Raw genomic sequence first — 15,741 nt, 5'->3', positions numbered from 1 at the left:
AAATAGATTAAAAGATGAGGGGGATTTGTCTGACTGTTTTTTTGTCCTTATAAGGGGATTTTTTTCAGTTTCTCATTCTCAACCATTACTTTATATGTCTTTCCTTTAGTTGTCTTAAAGGTAAAAGTCAGGTTACCATATCTCAGATTGCAGGGCTCACCGGCTTTGGACAGAATGACGGCTTCTTTTAATTTACCATCCTGCCAGATAATGTCAATTTCAAAGTTACCTTTGGCACAAAGCCCTTTGACAGAACCTTCTTTCCATGCGTCTGGCAAGGCTGGGAGTAATTGGATGAATCCCATGTGACTTTGCAACAACATTTCTGTGATACCGGCAGTTCCGCCAAAGTTACCGTCAATCTGGAAAGGCGGATGGGTATCCCATAAGTTGTCCAAAGTTCCATTTTTTAGTAAGTTGCCAAATAGTTTGTAGGCGTGGTTGCCGTCTTGCAGACGTGCCCATTGATTCAGTTTCCATCCCATGCTCCAGCCGGTAGCTCCGTCACCGCGGTGTTCTAAAACAACTTTGGCGGCATTGGTTAATTCGGGAGTAGTAATTGGTGAAAGGGTGTGGCCCGGATGCAGTCCGAATAAATGGTTGACGTGACGATGCTCGTCTTTGGGATCGTCTATGTCTGTTGACCATTCCATTAACTGACCATAACGTCCTATTTGATAGGGTACAAGATGTTTCAGTACATATTGCCATTGTTTACGGTCTTTGGAATCGACACCCAGTGCTTTGCTGGCATCAATGGCGTTGAGCAATATTTCGCGGACTACAGCATGTACAAAAGTAGCTCCTTGGTCTACAGGCCCATGCTCGGGAGAAGTGGAAGGAGCAGCAGTGTAGGTCCCGTCCGGTTTATGCCATAAATAGTCTACAGCAAAGTTGGCACTGCTCTTGATAAGATCATAGCCTACTTCTTTCAGGAATTTTTTGTCTCGGGTGTAATCATAGTATTCCCAAATGTGAGTTGCCAGCCAGGGACCTGCCATCGGGTTAAAGTTCCAGGACATATTTTCATCGGTCAAAGGGGAAGTAAATCCGAAAATGTTTCCGGATATGGAGGCTGTCCATCCGCGTGCGCCGAAATAGGCTTGGGCTGTTTTTTCTCCCGGCTTTACCAAGGTACGGATGAAGTCTATCAAAGGCCATACACATTCGTTCAGATTGGTGGAGCAAGCAGGCCAGTAGTTCATCTGGATATTGATATTATTATGGTAATCTACATGCCATGGGCCATCTACCCCGTTGGCCCACATTCCTTGCAGGTTGGCCGGGAGATTGCCGGGGCGTGAACTGGCAATTAATAAGTATCGTCCGAACTGATAATAGATTTCTTCCAGCCGGTAGTCCGGATTTCCTTTGCGATAGCGTGCCAGACGTTGATGGGTGGGAAGATCTGTAACGGCAGGATATTGCAAGGTCATAGGAGCATGAGGGTTCAGTTGTAGTTTGACTCTGCCAAACAGTTGGGTATAGTCCGTTTTGTGTCGCTCGCATAATTCGTTGTAATTTTTGGCAGCGGCAGCGTCTAGCATGGCTAGGGTTGTTTGGTCCGGATCAGGACCGACATACGTCTTGGGGTCTTTGAAGTCTGGATTGAAGTTGAGTTTATAATCGGTATCTGCGGTCAGCAGAAAAATGACTTCATCCGCATTGCGGACAATGAATTTGCCATCAGTCGTGTTCAGGCTTCCTCCTTTGTTTATGGCTTGTATGCGGAGAGCAAATTTCATTTGGTTGTTTTTGAGGCGACCGGTATAGAGCAAACGATTGGGACCGTCTGTTTTGATATCACCTATGGCTTCAGGGTTGCTGCCATAGCTGAATATCAGGTTTTGCATGCCGGGACGGTCGGCTGTGAACTTCAGTACCATCACGCTGTCGGGGTAGGAAACGAAGTATTTACGCTCGTAGTTCACTTCATCTTTGCGAAAACTGACTATTGCCATGGCCGAGTCAAGAGACAGGATGCGTTTATAATCGGTCATACCGATTTCACTTAAACCGGTTTCGATGTAAGCTTCTCCCAATGTAGTAAAGGAGCCGAAGCGAAAAGGTGTTTCACGGCTTGGCTCATAATCGGCCAGTCCGTTGAAGTTTTTGCAGGTAAGTTCTTCTGCTTTTTTCTGGTTACCGTCTGTGAATGCTTGGCGGATTTCGGGTAACAGGTGTGCCGACTCTTTATTTACGTTCCAATAATAAGCTGCTCCCTTTTCTGTGTTCGGTCCTCCGCGCCATAGTGTCTTTTCGTTTAAAGTGATTCGTTCTGCCGCTATAGATCCCATAACATTACCTCCCAAACTGCCGTTTCCTATGGGGAGTGAGTTGTTTTCCCATGCTTTGTCTGTTGCAGGAGAATACCAGGAAGCGCGTCCGTCCAAATTATTAGGGGTATCAAACCAGATGCTCAGTCCTTTGGTGTAATCTGTACTCTGTGCTTGTAAGGAAACTGCGAATAAGCTTCCTAAAATGCATAGTTGAAGTTTCTTCATAAATTAATGATATTAGTTAAAGGTATTTCTACAAAAATACAATTAGATTTTTATTTGTGAGAAATGTAATGTTTGAAATTTAGGGTGATTTCCTGTTTTTATAGGTATATCAAGGTTGAAAGATAATTTTCATCGAACATTTCATTGGCGATATCCCACAGATGTTCTGCTGTCAGCATTTCTATCCGTTTGAATACTTCTTCCGGACCTTCAAATTTACCATAGTGCAAGAACGTTTTTCCCATATCCAATGCATTGTTCTCAAAATTGTCTCCGGCAACTCCTATTTGTCCGATGATCTGTTTTTTTGCTGCACTCAGTTGTGAGGAACTTAGTTTGCTGTCACGCAGTTTTTTCAATTCTTTATGAACTAGTCCGATGCAACGGTCTGCATCTTCCGGATCTGTTCCGAAATAGATGCAGAACACTCCTGTGTCTGTGTATGAGGTCAGATTGGCTTCTACGTTATAGACCAGCCCCCGGCGTTCGCGCAAGGAAACGTTCAGCCGGCTGTTCATACCGGGTCCTCCCAGCAGATTGTTCAGCAGGTAAAGTCCGGTTCGTTTTTCATTATATGCATTATATCCCCGGCTACCTATCATTACATGGGCTTGATGTGTTTCTTTATTCAGTGTCAATGTCTTAGGAATATAGAGAAAAGGTTCTGTCCGTTGGCGTTCGGTAATGGAAAAAGGGATGTCGGTTGTCACTTTCTCTATGGTGCGTATCACTTTCTTAAAGTCTATATTGCCTTGAATGAAAAAGATCATATTGGTAGCTTTGTAAAAACGGGAAGTAAAATTCAAGGCGTGTTCACTTTTGAAACTACGCAATAAGTCCGGTTTGCCCAAAATATTCCTTCCCAAAGGATGATTGGGAAAAATCAATTCCTCGAAATCATCAAAAATCAGTTCTGACGGACTGTCTTCATAACTTTGTATTTCATCAATAATCACTTCCACTTCTTTGTCAATCTCATGTTGTGGGAAGGTGCTGTGAAATACAATATCTGCCAGCAGTTCTGCTGCCCGTGAGAAGTGTTCTACCAGAAAAGCACTGTATATCACTGTTTCTTCCTTATTCGTATATGCATTTAAATCTCCGCCTACATTTTCCATGCGGTTCAGGATGTGCCATGCATGTCTTTTTTGTGTTCCTTTAAAGATAAGGTGTTCCACGAAATGGGCCATTCCCTGTTCCTGTTCGTTTTCATCACGGGTTCCGGCATCGACGGCAAAGCCGCAATAGGCTACATTAGACTGATTGGGAGCGTGAATAATGCGCAGCCCGTTAGGCAAGGTGAAAGTATTGTATGACATTGTTTTTTGCTTCAAATAAGTTTCGGTTGGCAAAAATACAACAAAAGTTATTGCCGTTCTTCAAAAAATGCAGATATTTGTATTTACTAACAGAAAACAAGATGATGGATAAAATTGCTATTTTCTGTTCCGCATCCGAGAATATAGAGCCTGTGTTTTTTGAAAAAGCACGTGAGTTGGGCGTTTGGATGGGACAAAACAAGAAGACGTTAGTGTATGGAGGTGCTAATATCGGATTGATGGAATGTATTGCCAAGGCAGCCAAAGACAACGGTTCGATGATAATGGGAGTTATTCCGACCAAGCTGGAAGAACGTGGACGAGCCAGCGATTTGGTGGATGTGACTTTCCGTACGGATAATTTGAGTGACCGTAAAGATGTGATGTTGAATGAATCGGATGTAGTGATAGCTTTGCCGGGAGGAGTGGGTACACTGGATGAGGTTTTTCATGTAATGGCGGCCGCTACGCTGGACTATCATCGTAAAAAAGTAATTTTTTATAATATAAATGGCTTTTGGAATGGCATTATCGACTTTTTGGCCGGATTGGAGAGGCAGCATTTTGCCCATTATCCGTTGAACAGTTATTTTGCTGTTGCCAATGACTTGAGAGAACTAACCGAACTACTTAAATAATATTCATGTAACCTATTATGATGACATCTATACACGAATTGTTGCAGAAAGAGGCTCAGGCTGTTTTGAATATTCCTATAACTGATGCTTATGAGAAAGCAGTGGAATTGATAGTTGAGCAAATACACCGTAAAAAAGGAAAGCTGGTGACTACCGGTATGGGTAAGGCCGGACAGATAGCTATGAATATAGCTACGACTTTTTGCTCTACAGGTATTCCGGCAGTGTTTTTACATCCCAGCGAAGCCCAACATGGGGATTTGGGGATTTTGCAGGAGAATGATTTGCTGCTTCTGATTTCTAATTCAGGAAAAACCCGTGAAATTGTGGAACTGACACAACTTGCACATAATTTGAACCCAAATTTGAAATATATTGTTATTACCGGAAATGCGGATAGTCCATTGGCCCGGGAGTCTGATATTTGTTTATGCACCGGGCATCCTGATGAAGTGTGTGCTTTGGGTATGACCCCCACAACTTCAACTACAGTTATGACCGTGATAGGTGATATTTTGGTAGTGGAAACCATGAAAAAGACTGGTTTTACCATCGAAGAGTATAGCAAACGCCATCATGGAGGGTACTTAGGTGAGCGTTCACGCGAGTTAAGTAAGTAAAATAAAATAGAACCGGAACGCAAAGGACACAAATAATACAAATAGCATTTTATTAAAGGATTTGTGTCATTTGTGTTCCGGTTTTATGTATATAAATCGTAAATATAAAAATGAGAAAAGTAATAGGTATAGGTGAAACCATTCTGGATATTCTTTTTAAAGATAGCCAACCTACGGCAGCTGTTCCCGGTGGCTCGGTTTTCAATGGAATTATTTCATTGGGGCGTTTGGGAGTCAATGTAACTTTTATCAGTGAAACGGGAAATGACAAAGTGGGCGATATCATTCTGAAGTTTATGCGAGAGAATGGAGTAAGCACAGATCATGTGAACGTGTTTCCTGAAGGAAAGTCACCTGTGTCTTTAGCTTTTCTGAATGAACAGAATGATGCTGAATATCTTTTTTATAAAGATTATCCACGGTTGAGGCTGGATGTGACAATGCCTGAAATACATCGGGATGACATTGTGATGATCGGCTCTTATTATGCTGTAACGCCTCAATTGCGTGATAAGGTGAAAGAACTGTTGGATAAAGCTCGTGAAAAAGGGGCTATCATTTATTATGACGTGAATTTCCGCAGTACTCACAAGAACGAGGCGATAAAGCTGCTTCCTGTTATTCTTGAGAATTTTGAATATGCTGATATCATTCGCGGCTCCGTTGAGGATTTTGAGAATATGTTTGGTTTGACAGATGCGGATAAGGTTTATAAAAGTAAGATTGAATTTTATTGTCCGCATTTTATTTGCACGCACGGTGGAAGAGGAATTCGCCTGTATACAAAGAATATAAAAAAGCATTATGAAGTGGATCCTTTGCAGACTGTCAGTACGGTGGGAGCCGGAGATAATTTTAACGCCGGAGTAGTTTTCGGATTGCTAAAATATCGTATCCGCCGGGATGATTTGGATGAACTGTCGGAAGATGACTGGGACCATGTGATTCGTTGTGGAAAGGATTTCAGTGCCGATGTTTGTATGAGTTTGAATAATTCGATTTCAAAAGAGTTTGCTGCCGGTTACAGATAAATCGGATAGCTCTCATTGTTTTAAACTCTTTTATTATGTATGAGAACCTTTAAATTAATAGCAGGTCTTTCCTTTTTGCTGCTGGTGGTTGCCTGTCAGGACAAAAAGCGGTCTTCGCAGATTGAGGTAGCGGAGAATGAATCGAAATATGTGGTTTTGGCATATGTCACCTCATGGGGAGAAAGTACGCCTGATCCGGCATGTTTGACTCATATTAATTATGCGTTCGGGCATGTTACAGATAATTTCAAAGGAATACGTATAGATAATGAACCACGTTTGCAAATGGTAGTGGGGCTGCGTGAAAAAAAACCGTCTTTGAAAGTTTTGCTGTCCGTAGGCGGGTGGGGAAGCAGTCGGTTTAGTGAGATGGCACAGACAGATAGTACACGTATGGCGTTTGCCGCAGATTGTAAACGGGTGATAGACCAGTTTGATTTGGACGGAATTGATATAGATTGGGAATATCCCGGTATAGGAACTGCCGGTGTATCTTTTTCGCCGGAAGATACTGATAACTTTTCTTTGTTGATGAAGGATATACGCCATGCTATCGGTAAAGACAAACTGCTGACCATTGCTACACAGGCAGGTGCCAAATATTACAACTTAAAGGCTGTCGAACCTTATGTGGATTATGTCAATATCATGACATACGATATGGAGGAATCTCCTAATCACCATTCGGCCTTGTACCGTTCGGAAATGACTGAGGAATGGTCTTGCGAGGATGCGGTTGCCGCCCATGTTGCCGCAGGTTTTCCTGTCGGACGCTTGGTATTGGGTATTCCGTTCTATGGGCATGGGACTAATGAAGCTCCGGAATTATTGGATTATCGTCATATTATCGCTTTGGATTCTTTACAGAGTTGTTGGGATAGTGTGGCACAAGTTCCTTATATGATAAATTCGCAAGGACATGTGGTCGTTAATTATGAGAATGCCCAGTCCATCGCATTCAAGTGCCAGTTCCTGCATCAGAAAGGGATGCTGGGGGCTATGTACTGGGACTATGATAGCGATGATGAAAAGGGTACATTACGCCATGCTGTCTATCAAGGTGTAATGAATCCTTGATTCTTTCAGTTTATTTTTTCTTATCTGCATATTTTCTGTAAAGAGGATAAGCCGCTTGCAGTATTTTGTTTTTTAATAAAGGCGGATAGTCGGGATAAACCGATAAAAAAGCTTCTACTTCTTTGTAGGCCGCTTCGCTATCGTGATTCCTTAATAAAGCCCCGACCCAATTGCGGGGGAAAAAGATATCTCCGGTGCGTTGAACTTCTGTCAGCTTTTCCAATGCCGGACGGATATATTTCACCGCATAATCTTGTCTTGTAGGATGATTCAGATAGCTTAAGGTTGTAGCTGCCCAAGGCTCAATCCTTCTGTTTTCCGCTTGCAATAAAGATCGGAATAAACTGTCCAATTTTAAAGTATCGGCAGTCATCGCACGTGATATGAAATCGAATTGGCGTAGACGGTCCGGATTGTGGATGCGTTGGCGTTGTGTCTGAAGTATTTCTTTTCCTTGCTCAGGTATGCGCAAGGCCAGTTCGTAGGCCAATGTAGTGTAATCTCTTTCATTTAATTGTTGGACTCTTTCGGTTTCCCATAAGGAATAGAGGCACTGAATCATAGTCGGACTTGCTGCTTCTGTAATCAGAAGGCGTAATAACTGGATGCGACAAGAAGGAATCGGATGAGAATGGCTGAGTTTATAAAGCTCATTTTCTATTTTATCACGTTCTGCCGAAGATATCTCTTGCAGAGGAGAGGACAGGTAATTGGTTAATGTTGAAGCTATCAACGGGTTCTTTTCACAATGTATTCCGTTGAGTAATGCATTCATCCATGCAGTATTCGGAATTCCTTTTGCTTGATAATTTTCATGCATCATCATTAAAACTGCCTGTCGGGTTGTTTCATTGTCTATTTCTTGCCAATGTTCCAGCAGCCAATGGAGACTGTTGTTGTCAGGAACAAACAAACCATATCCTCTCCCGTCCGTATTGGGCAGAATACGGGTGGGGGTAAAGGGTAACGTAATACGGCATAAGCTGTCTGTCAGACTGGCTTCTATCGTTGTGTCCCTTGTTCCGCAAAGGGTGATATTGAATTTTTGAGGCCAGTTTAATCCTCTTTGATATGGATCTTGCTGATGTATGGTCAACTGTTTGTCTGATATTTCGAATTTGATTATCGGCATTCCTTTTTGGTTTACCCATACATCGCTGAAAGCGGCTAGATCTTGCTCTGTTTTACTGTCTAGAATTTGTATCAAGTCATCCCAAGTAGCGTTGGCGTAAGCGTAAGTTTTTAAATATTCTTGAATCCCTTCCCGAAATGCTTCTTTTCCCATTGATTCCACCAGTTTTACCATCATGACAGGAGCTTTGTTATAAATGATCTGTCCATAAATTAATCCTGCATTTTGAAGGTTATCTAGCGGTTGCCGGATAGCAGTGGTTCCGGGTGTACGGTCTTCTGACAAGGATGCGGCTGTATAAGTCTTCATCCAATTCAGCTGGTGATTGACTTGCGGGAATAATGGTTCGGTAATCAGAGCTGCAAAATAATTGGCGAATACCTCTTTAGTCCAGACATCATCAAACCAGTTCATCGTTACTAAATCTCCGAACCACATGTGGGCGGTTTCGTGGGCGATTAATTGGGTTCGGCGAAGTTCTTCATCCGGAGTGGGATTTTCGCTTAGGAACATTTGTGTGTCATTATATAAGGTGGCGCCTGTGTGCTCCATACCTCCATATTGGAATCCCGGCAAGATAATAAAATCGTATTTGGCAAAAGGATAGGGAACATTGGTATATTCTTCCAGCCAGTTCAGCGAAGCGGTCACTTGTTTGAAGATGGTATCTAATTGAGCTACTTTTTTAGAATCTGTTTCGCGGTAATATGCTGAGATTTTCCGGTTACCTTCTATATATTCTTGATGTTCTAATTTACCGGTGACAAAGGAAAAAAGATAAGTGCTTAATGGTTCAGTTGGGGCAAAAGTTACTGTTTTGCAGTTGCCTTTTGTTTCTTCTTTAGTAATATAGGTATTGGAAACAGCTTTCCATTCTGTTGGTATATCCAGTCGTAAGGAAAATGTGGCTTTCAGATTCGGCTGTTCGAAACAAGGGAATAAGGTACGGGCACGGTCTGGCACTAATAGCGTATACAGAAATTCATCATTTCTGTTTAGCGACTGGTTTCCGGCAATAAATTTGATCGTGATATTATTTTTTCCTTCTACTATGTTTTTTTCAGGTAGGATGATGTGCTCGTTATGGAATTCATAACGGGCAGTTTGTCCATTGACGGATACCGATTTTATTTTTTCAGGCTTTTCTCTGAAGTCGAGAATAATTTCTTGCGGTGCATCCAGATTAAATTCAATGGTAATCTCTCCATTTACCGGTACTGATTTCTGTTCAGGAATGGAGAAATATAGCTTATACTTCAACTCCTTAATCTCCTGTTTGCGCAGTGTTGCCAGTTCTTGCGATACGCCCTCGTCGTAGAAACGAGGATTGCTTGTGGTCTGTTGGCAACTGCATAATAATAAGCTGCACATGAAAATAAGATATCCGATATATGTTTTCATCATCTAAAATTTATCTTGGTTATCTGCGGCAATTTTTCGGATGCCGCGCTGTGAAGCTATGAATGCACCTCCCAATACTCGTTTCCCCTCGTAAAAAACGGCTGATTGTCCGGGAGCGATGGCGGATGCTTCGGAAAGGAAACGGACCAATAGTTGTTTTTCATCTAATACGAGCACTTGACACGGAATAGGCTTGCTGCGATAGCGGATACGTACTGACAAGTCCTTGCATTGCAGTAAATCCTGCATTTCTGTGATATGATAGTCTTCTACCAACATATATTCTGCTTTAAGTTCCTCGGCATCTCCTAACATGACTGTATTCTTTTCTGCATTGATGCGTAGTACGTATGCTGGATGCCCCAAAGCGATTTCCAATCCTTTCCGTTGGCCTATTGTATAATAAGGAAAGCCTTTGTGCTGACCTATCTTGACTCCTTTGCTATTTACAAACCATCCCGGTCCTACTTGGGTGTCAATATCCGGGCATTGCGAACGCAGAAAGTTTCGGTAATCCCCTTCTATAAAGCAGATTTCCATACTTTCACCTCCACGGGCTTTCGCTTCGAATCCTTTTTGTCGGAGATATTCCCGTACCTCCTGCTTGGTATAAGTTCCCAGTGGAAAGAGAAAACGTTGAAGTATCTCCTGAGGAAGTTTCCATAGAAAATAGGATTGGTCTTTTGTCTGGTCATCTCCCGCTACTATATACAGTTTTCCCTTCCGTTCTTCCAGTCTGCAATAATGCCCGGTAGAGATATGGGCGCAATTCGTTTGGTCTGCCCATTCACAGAGAATTCGCTCTTTGAATAGCGGATTGCAAAGGACACAAGGATTGGGAGTTCTTCCTTGCATATACTCATCTATGAAGTGTTTTACAATAATCTGTTTGAACTCTTCCCTCACATCAGCTACATGGTGTTCTATTCCCAACCGTTCTGCCAAGGCCCTTGCTTCCAGTACATCATCAGGTTCATCTTGACCGGGGGTGGAAAAGCGGGAAGGGACATCCCACGTTCTCATGGTAACTCCTACCACTTCATATCCTTGTTCTTGCAGCATGATGCACGTGGCGGAGCTGTCTATTCCGCCACTCATTCCTACCAGGACTCTTTTATCTCTGTTATTCATTATATAAATAGTTCAGGTTCACGGCGTGCCGCACATTTTTGGTGTAGCATGGGGGTGTAAGGAGTATCAAAAACTCGTGCACCATTAGGGCATTCTTTTACGCAAGCGCAGCACTTGATGCATTTGGTAATCTCTGTTTCTATTTTTCCTTCATCGCTTAAAGCAATGGCATGAGTAGGACATACTTCGATGCATTCGCCACAGGCGAAGCATTCTTCAGTGCAGACTGGAGCGGCAGGAGTAGAGGGGCCAACAAAGCGATAAGGTATGTTTCCTTTTAGGTAAAAATCGGATAATGTTTCATCCTTCTCCAGTTTTGTCAGACAGTCTTTTCCAAATTGTTCCGCAATCTGTAAATCGGTAACATCCGGACGGCCTTCTGCAATGGGCATATTAGGACGGCTGTAGCTGTGTTCACCAATAAAGGCACCGGCAGCCAGTGGGGTGAATCCCAATTGAATAGTTTCATCTCTCAATTCGACCAGTGCATCTTCGTAATCGCGGTTACCATATACAGCGACTAAGATAGCCGGAGCATTGTTGCCTTTTAATCTTCGTAGCCGTTGCAATGCTATTGGGGCTACCCTGCCTGCATACACAGGAACTGCAATGATCGTGATAGAATCTTTGATTTCTATCGGGCTACTATTCTCATCCGTAGTGAGATCTATTTCTATTCTTCTGCCCATACCTATACTTTCTCCGATGGCACGGGCTATTTTCGCAGACGTATGTGTAGGCGAAAAAAATACGATGTGATTGCTTGTATATGTTTTCATAAACGCAAATATAGTGACTTTTGTCCAAAGGTAGCCAAATATATAGATAAGATGTGTGAAGGTGATAAAAATTGTCTTTATATGAATGTAAAAAATGATTATTAAATATCTTTTTTTCTATTTTAGTTAATAGAAGTGATACGGTAAGCTATATTAGTTAAAATGTATTTAGGGGTGAACAAAAAAAATCCCATGTTTAGGGAGTTTGAATAATTCTTAATTAGAAAATGAATGACATATTTATATTGGATTATTTTGTTCTTTTCTGGTTTGTTTTGTTGAATAAAGGGATAATTTACAAGTTCTGGATTCCGCTTTATAGAGACTAAGCTATATTTTGACTGTTATAAGTTTAACTTCTTCGGCGTACTTATGCTATTATATTAAGGTGTATAGTGAAAGTAATGTCTTGTTTTAATAGGTCTATGGGGCTTTCTATGGTTGTTTGTAAGGTAAAGAATATAGAGATATTCCTATTTCTTAAAATATTCCTGTATTTTATAAAGATTTTTAGTGGAAAGTCTTGCAGAATAGAGTAAAATGGGTACTTTTGTCCGATGAAATTATGGCTATTATAGAAACTGACTAAAATATGGATGCTCTATTTCAAACGCAAAGCAATGAGCTTTCTACTACAACGCAGAAAGAAAAGCTGTTTAAAGATGCAGAACGGCAGTGGAATACACTGTCTACCGAGAAAGGAGCGCCCGGAAGAAAAGTTGATTTTGAGATCTATAAAAGCATTTTGTATAACCTAGAAATCAGAAAAGTATATTTGGATTCAAAACTCTCTTTAGAAAAGTTTAGTTCAATAGTCGGCACGAATACGACCTACCTGAGTAATGCGGTGAACAACTACTTCGGATGCAATTTCAAGCGGTTAATAAATTCCTACAGGGTGGTTCGCGCGAAGGAGTTGCTGGACGGTAAAGATTGCCCGGTGAATGAGCTTTTCAGCCGTTGCGGGTTCGCCTCCAAGAGCGTGTTCTATGTGGCGTTCAGAAAAGTAGTTGGCATGACTCCCCTGCAATATATATCGCAGAGTCGGAATCCTTTTATGATTCAACGCAATTAAGTCCTTTTATAACAATAAACATTTTGAGTTTTTAAATTTATAAATTTAAAGTTTTTCTATTATGAACAAAAAATTTTTAAGTGCAATCCTGTTCGGAGCCTTGATGGTTTCTTCGACAGGAACATTTGTATCTTGTAAAGACTATGATGATGACATAGACAATTTGCAGGAACAAATTAACAAACTGGCGACTAAGGAGGACATGACTTCTCAGATCGCTACTTTGCAAGCTGCTTTAACTACTGCTGCAAAAGATGCAAGCGATGCTCTTGCTAAAGCAACTGCCGCTGAAACCGCTGCAAAAGCTGCTGGTGATGCTGCCGCTGCTGCAAAAGCCGCTGCAGACAAGGCTGTTGCAGATGCAAAGGCAGAAGCAATCAAAGCTGTACAAGCAGAAATTGAGACATTGAAAAAAGAAGTAGAAGAATCCACTGACGCAGCATTGAAAGAAATGGCAGAAAAAGTTGATGCTGCCACTAAGAAAGTAGAAGACATTGTAGGCAAGATTGCTGATATGGTTACTAGTGTAGAACTGGTGGCTTCGTATTCTGCTAATCCTACAGGCGATGAATTGATTTTCTCCACTGCTATTGAAAAAGAAAACGTATTTAGTGAAGGTATTACAAATGCTATAACATTTACTAAGGGTAAACAAGTTCAGACTGGTGACAAGTTTGTAGTACGTGTATCTCCGACAAATGCGGTTCTTACTCCTGATATGATTTCTTTGACTAATAGCCAAGGACAGAACTTGAATGAATTTTTATCTGTTCAGAAAGTTGAGAAATATAATGGATTATTAAGCCGTGCGGCAGGAAACAACGGATTGTGGGAAGTTACAGTTGCTTTGAAGAATTATGATGAAAAAGCTTTTTCTGCTGTAACAGAAACCAAAGTTGGCAATGATACTGAATCTATTCTCTTTGCTGTACAGGTAAATAACACCTTGTCTACTGCTGAAACAAGAGAAGTTATTTCATCTTATGACTTAACTTTGGATTGGACTGAATATGTAGGTGAAAAGTCTTTAAACTATTTTGTTGATGCAACAAACGTCAAGGATATTCATAATCGTTTCACTAAAGCAGAAGATGGTACTAATGTAACATATCAAGAATTAGCTTGGACGAGTGATGCGGCTACTACCATTATTCCTTTAGATAAGGTTAATACAAATGTTAAAGTAGATAACGGAGACGACCGTCAAACTCAAAAATTATATCCTGCAGTACAAGGAGAGGCTATCAAAATTGCTTTGTCTACAGCCGATGATAAAGTAACAGCTCCGGTAAATATCCGTGGTATTTATGTAGTTTTAGATAAGGCTAATGCGGTAGAATCTGCACCGTCTGAATTGAATGCATGGAATAGCTATACTTATTCTGGTTTGAATACAGTGGTTGAAGGTACTTCTACAGAAATTACCATCAACAGCACTACGGCTATTAATGATGTTATTGGTTTCCGTGTATATGCTGTAAACTTTGATGGTACTTTAGTTGATCCTGATGGTAAAGCGTTTTATGTGCAGTTAGGTAATGCTGCTACAGATTGGAATGCTACTGCCACTACTGTTACTGCACTTAATCCGACTGACAAAGCTGTTACTGACACTCAGTCAGATAAGGTTGCTGTGTCTTTGACTAAGTTAACTGCTCCGACTGCTGCTACTTGGACTACAGACAAGGTTAATAATGTAAATCCTGCATTCAATGCTATCTTTGTTGATGCTAATAATAATGTACTGTACAATACAGCTGCTCCAAATACATTCCCGGCAGATTTCAGCAAGGTTGCCAAAGTTTATACTGTTCCGACTGTTGATGACTGGACCAAGTATGAAGATAACAAAACTTATAATGGAACATTGACTATCAAGAATGCTTCAGGACATGTATTAGCCACTATGAAAGTTTCTATGACTAAGGTATTGCCTACTACTATTCCTGCGGGATTCTCTGTTAAAACTGCACAGGTTACTGATGGCATCTATAATTGTTACATGATTCCTATGAATGACGCCAATGATATCGCTTGGACAGCTGAAACAGCTACAAAGGGTTCTATGAAGATGTCTGAAGTATTCAACTATGGTACAGGTGCTGCCGCTAACTATAACATAACATTCGCTACATCTAAGAAAGATGGAAATAAAGATGTTGCTGTAGTAGTTGCCGGAGACAAAACATTAGAAGTTGCTAAAGATTACATCAACAACTCAGTTAAACATACCACTACAGTGGTTTACAACTATGGTAAGATTTCTTCAGTGAAGAATTCTGAAGGTGGTTATGATGATGTAACTAGAGAAGCTGAAAGATTTGAAACTATCTACAACTGTATTTATAATAGCACTTATACTTGGGCATGGGCTACTCGCGAACAATTAGGCGCTCCGTATACAGATAAGGATAGCGACGGTAATTATACCACTGCAATGCCGTCTACAAAATTAACTTATGGTACAGATCGTCTTGACTTTGCTGCTGACAGCTTCATTTTTGGAACAAGTGCTAAAGATAGCAGATATAGCAAACTGTTAAGTACACCTTATGAATCAAGTCTGATTATTACAGATGCGACTTTGACCAGTGATGCAAATGGTGAAGAAGAATACTTTGATGTAATTATAGATAATAATAAGCATATTACAGGTTTCAAGGCTACTGCTTTGTCTTCTGAAACGAATCCGACTGCTGCTGTTCCTTCTACATTGACTATCAAGTGCAAGGATATGTATGGTCACGATGTAATAATTAAAGTTGCTATGACTGTTAACAAACGATAACATAGAAGAATAGATTATGCTTTAAATGTATATTCTTTCTATTACTCTATAAAGAACGAAGGTGTGTCAAAATGCACACCTTCTGTTTTTTACGCACAAAGCCCCGACTTTCACAAGCAGGGGCTTTGTTATTACCTAAAGATTTTGTATCTTTAGGCATAAGAATTTCACTATGACAAAGATACATTTTCGTCCTTACAATCCCAACCAAACAGTGCTTTTTCCTCCAAGAATTGACGAGGATAT

The 15,741-nt window shown here is 41.0% G+C and carries 11 protein-coding genes; 6 read left to right on the top strand and 5 right to left on the bottom strand.

Annotated elements, in window-relative coordinates:
• Nucleotides 1-47: 47 nt before the first annotated feature.
• The gene (locus tag RE317_RS00060; protein WP_008666395.1) at nt 48-2,504 is read right to left on the bottom strand and encodes a glycoside hydrolase N-terminal domain-containing protein; all 2,457 of its coding nucleotides are present in this window, start codon (nt 2,502-2,504) and stop codon (nt 48-50) included.
• A 98-nt stretch (nt 2,505-2,602) separates the two neighbouring features.
• On the bottom strand, nt 2,603-3,823 hold the full coding sequence (locus RE317_RS00055; protein ID WP_008666394.1) for a pitrilysin family protein: 1,221 nt from the start codon (nt 3,821-3,823) through the stop codon (nt 2,603-2,605).
• Between the two features lie 104 nt (nt 3,824-3,927).
• On the opposite strand from RE317_RS00055, the gene RE317_RS00050 reads away from it, so the two are divergent.
• The 4 genes from RE317_RS00050 (at nt 3,928) to RE317_RS00035 (ending at nt 7,189) form a co-directional block, all read left to right on the top strand.
• Complete coding sequence (locus tag RE317_RS00050) at nt 3,928-4,461, top strand: TIGR00730 family Rossman fold protein (protein WP_008781291.1); 534 nt, start codon at nt 3,928-3,930, stop codon at nt 4,459-4,461.
• A gap of 17 nt (nt 4,462-4,478) precedes the next feature.
• The gene (locus RE317_RS00045; RefSeq protein WP_005838734.1) at nt 4,479-5,081 is read left to right on the top strand and encodes an SIS domain-containing protein; all 603 of its coding nucleotides are present in this window, start codon (nt 4,479-4,481) and stop codon (nt 5,079-5,081) included.
• A 110-nt stretch (nt 5,082-5,191) separates the two neighbouring features.
• The gene (locus tag RE317_RS00040) at nt 5,192-6,112 is read left to right on the top strand and encodes a carbohydrate kinase (RefSeq protein ID WP_005838735.1); all 921 of its coding nucleotides are present in this window, start codon (nt 5,192-5,194) and stop codon (nt 6,110-6,112) included.
• Between the two features lie 39 nt (nt 6,113-6,151).
• On the top strand, nt 6,152-7,189 hold the full coding sequence (locus RE317_RS00035; protein WP_008781289.1) for a glycoside hydrolase family 18 protein: 1,038 nt from the start codon (nt 6,152-6,154) through the stop codon (nt 7,187-7,189).
• 10 nt (nt 7,190-7,199) lie between these two features.
• On the opposite strand, the gene RE317_RS00030 is transcribed toward RE317_RS00035, so the two are convergent.
• Genes RE317_RS00030 through RE317_RS00020 form a run of 3 tightly spaced genes read right to left on the bottom strand, consistent with a single transcriptional unit; the run spans nt 7,200 to nt 11,632 of the window.
• Entirely contained in the window at nt 7,200-9,722 is a 2,523-nt protein-coding gene (locus tag RE317_RS00030; RefSeq protein WP_005849788.1) for a M1 family aminopeptidase, read from the bottom strand.
• Nucleotides 9,723-9,725: 3 nt separating this feature from the next.
• The gene (mnmA, locus tag RE317_RS00025) at nt 9,726-10,853 is read right to left on the bottom strand and encodes a tRNA 2-thiouridine(34) synthase MnmA (protein ID WP_005838738.1); all 1,128 of its coding nucleotides are present in this window, start codon (nt 10,851-10,853) and stop codon (nt 9,726-9,728) included.
• Nucleotides 10,853-11,632 carry a 4Fe-4S binding protein gene (locus RE317_RS00020; RefSeq protein ID WP_005849784.1) on the bottom strand — a complete coding sequence of 260 codons (780 nt, stop codon included), beginning with the start codon at nt 11,630-11,632 and terminating at the stop codon, nt 10,853-10,855. The genes mnmA and RE317_RS00020 overlap by 1 nt, the downstream gene beginning before the upstream one ends.
• 592 nt (nt 11,633-12,224) lie before the next feature.
• Between RE317_RS00020 and RE317_RS00015 the strand changes: the two genes are divergently transcribed.
• Together RE317_RS00015 and RE317_RS00010 are read left to right on the top strand one after the other, a co-directional pair.
• Nucleotides 12,225-12,707 (top strand): AraC family transcriptional regulator, encoded by a 483-nt coding sequence (locus RE317_RS00015; protein ID WP_008781287.1) that lies wholly within the window; start codon nt 12,225-12,227, stop codon nt 12,705-12,707.
• Nucleotides 12,708-12,768: 61 nt separating this feature from the next.
• Nucleotides 12,769-15,495, top strand: coding sequence for a cell surface protein (locus RE317_RS00010; protein ID WP_237469286.1), 2,727 nt, complete (start codon nt 12,769-12,771; stop codon nt 15,493-15,495).
• Nucleotides 15,496-15,741 lie beyond the last annotated feature (246 nt).

Source organism: Phocaeicola sp. GP0067, from assembly GCF_031119655.1.
In the GTDB taxonomy this organism is placed as follows: domain Bacteria; phylum Bacteroidota; class Bacteroidia; order Bacteroidales; family Bacteroidaceae; genus Phocaeicola; species Phocaeicola vulgatus.
Note: the sequence above shows the minus strand (reverse complement) of the source record. Positions and strands in the feature narration are given on the sequence as shown.

Excerpts from the sequence above, each read along its gene's own strand:
- RE317_RS00020 (WP_005849784.1), bottom strand. The coding sequence starts at position 11,632 with ATGAAAACATATACAAGCAATCACATCGTATTTTTTTCGCCTACACAT.
- RE317_RS00060 (WP_008666395.1), bottom strand. The coding sequence starts at position 2,504 with ATGAAGAAACTTCAACTATGCATTTTAGGAAGCTTATTCGCAGTTTCC.
- mnmA (WP_005838738.1), bottom strand. The coding sequence starts at position 10,853 with ATGAATAACAGAGATAAAAGAGTCCTGGTAGGAATGAGTGGCGGAATA.
- RE317_RS00050 (WP_008781291.1), top strand. The coding sequence starts at position 3,928 with ATGGATAAAATTGCTATTTTCTGTTCCGCATCCGAGAATATAGAGCCT.
- RE317_RS00055 (WP_008666394.1), bottom strand. The coding sequence starts at position 3,823 with ATGTCATACAATACTTTCACCTTGCCTAACGGGCTGCGCATTATTCAC.
- RE317_RS00040 (WP_005838735.1), top strand. The coding sequence starts at position 5,192 with ATGAGAAAAGTAATAGGTATAGGTGAAACCATTCTGGATATTCTTTTT.
- RE317_RS00030 (WP_005849788.1), bottom strand. The coding sequence starts at position 9,722 with ATGAAAACATATATCGGATATCTTATTTTCATGTGCAGCTTATTATTA.
- RE317_RS00045 (WP_005838734.1), top strand. The coding sequence starts at position 4,479 with ATGATGACATCTATACACGAATTGTTGCAGAAAGAGGCTCAGGCTGTT.
- RE317_RS00015 (WP_008781287.1), top strand. The coding sequence starts at position 12,225 with ATGGATGCTCTATTTCAAACGCAAAGCAATGAGCTTTCTACTACAACG.
- RE317_RS00010 (WP_237469286.1), top strand. The coding sequence starts at position 12,769 with ATGAACAAAAAATTTTTAAGTGCAATCCTGTTCGGAGCCTTGATGGTT.
- RE317_RS00035 (WP_008781289.1), top strand. The coding sequence starts at position 6,152 with ATGAGAACCTTTAAATTAATAGCAGGTCTTTCCTTTTTGCTGCTGGTG.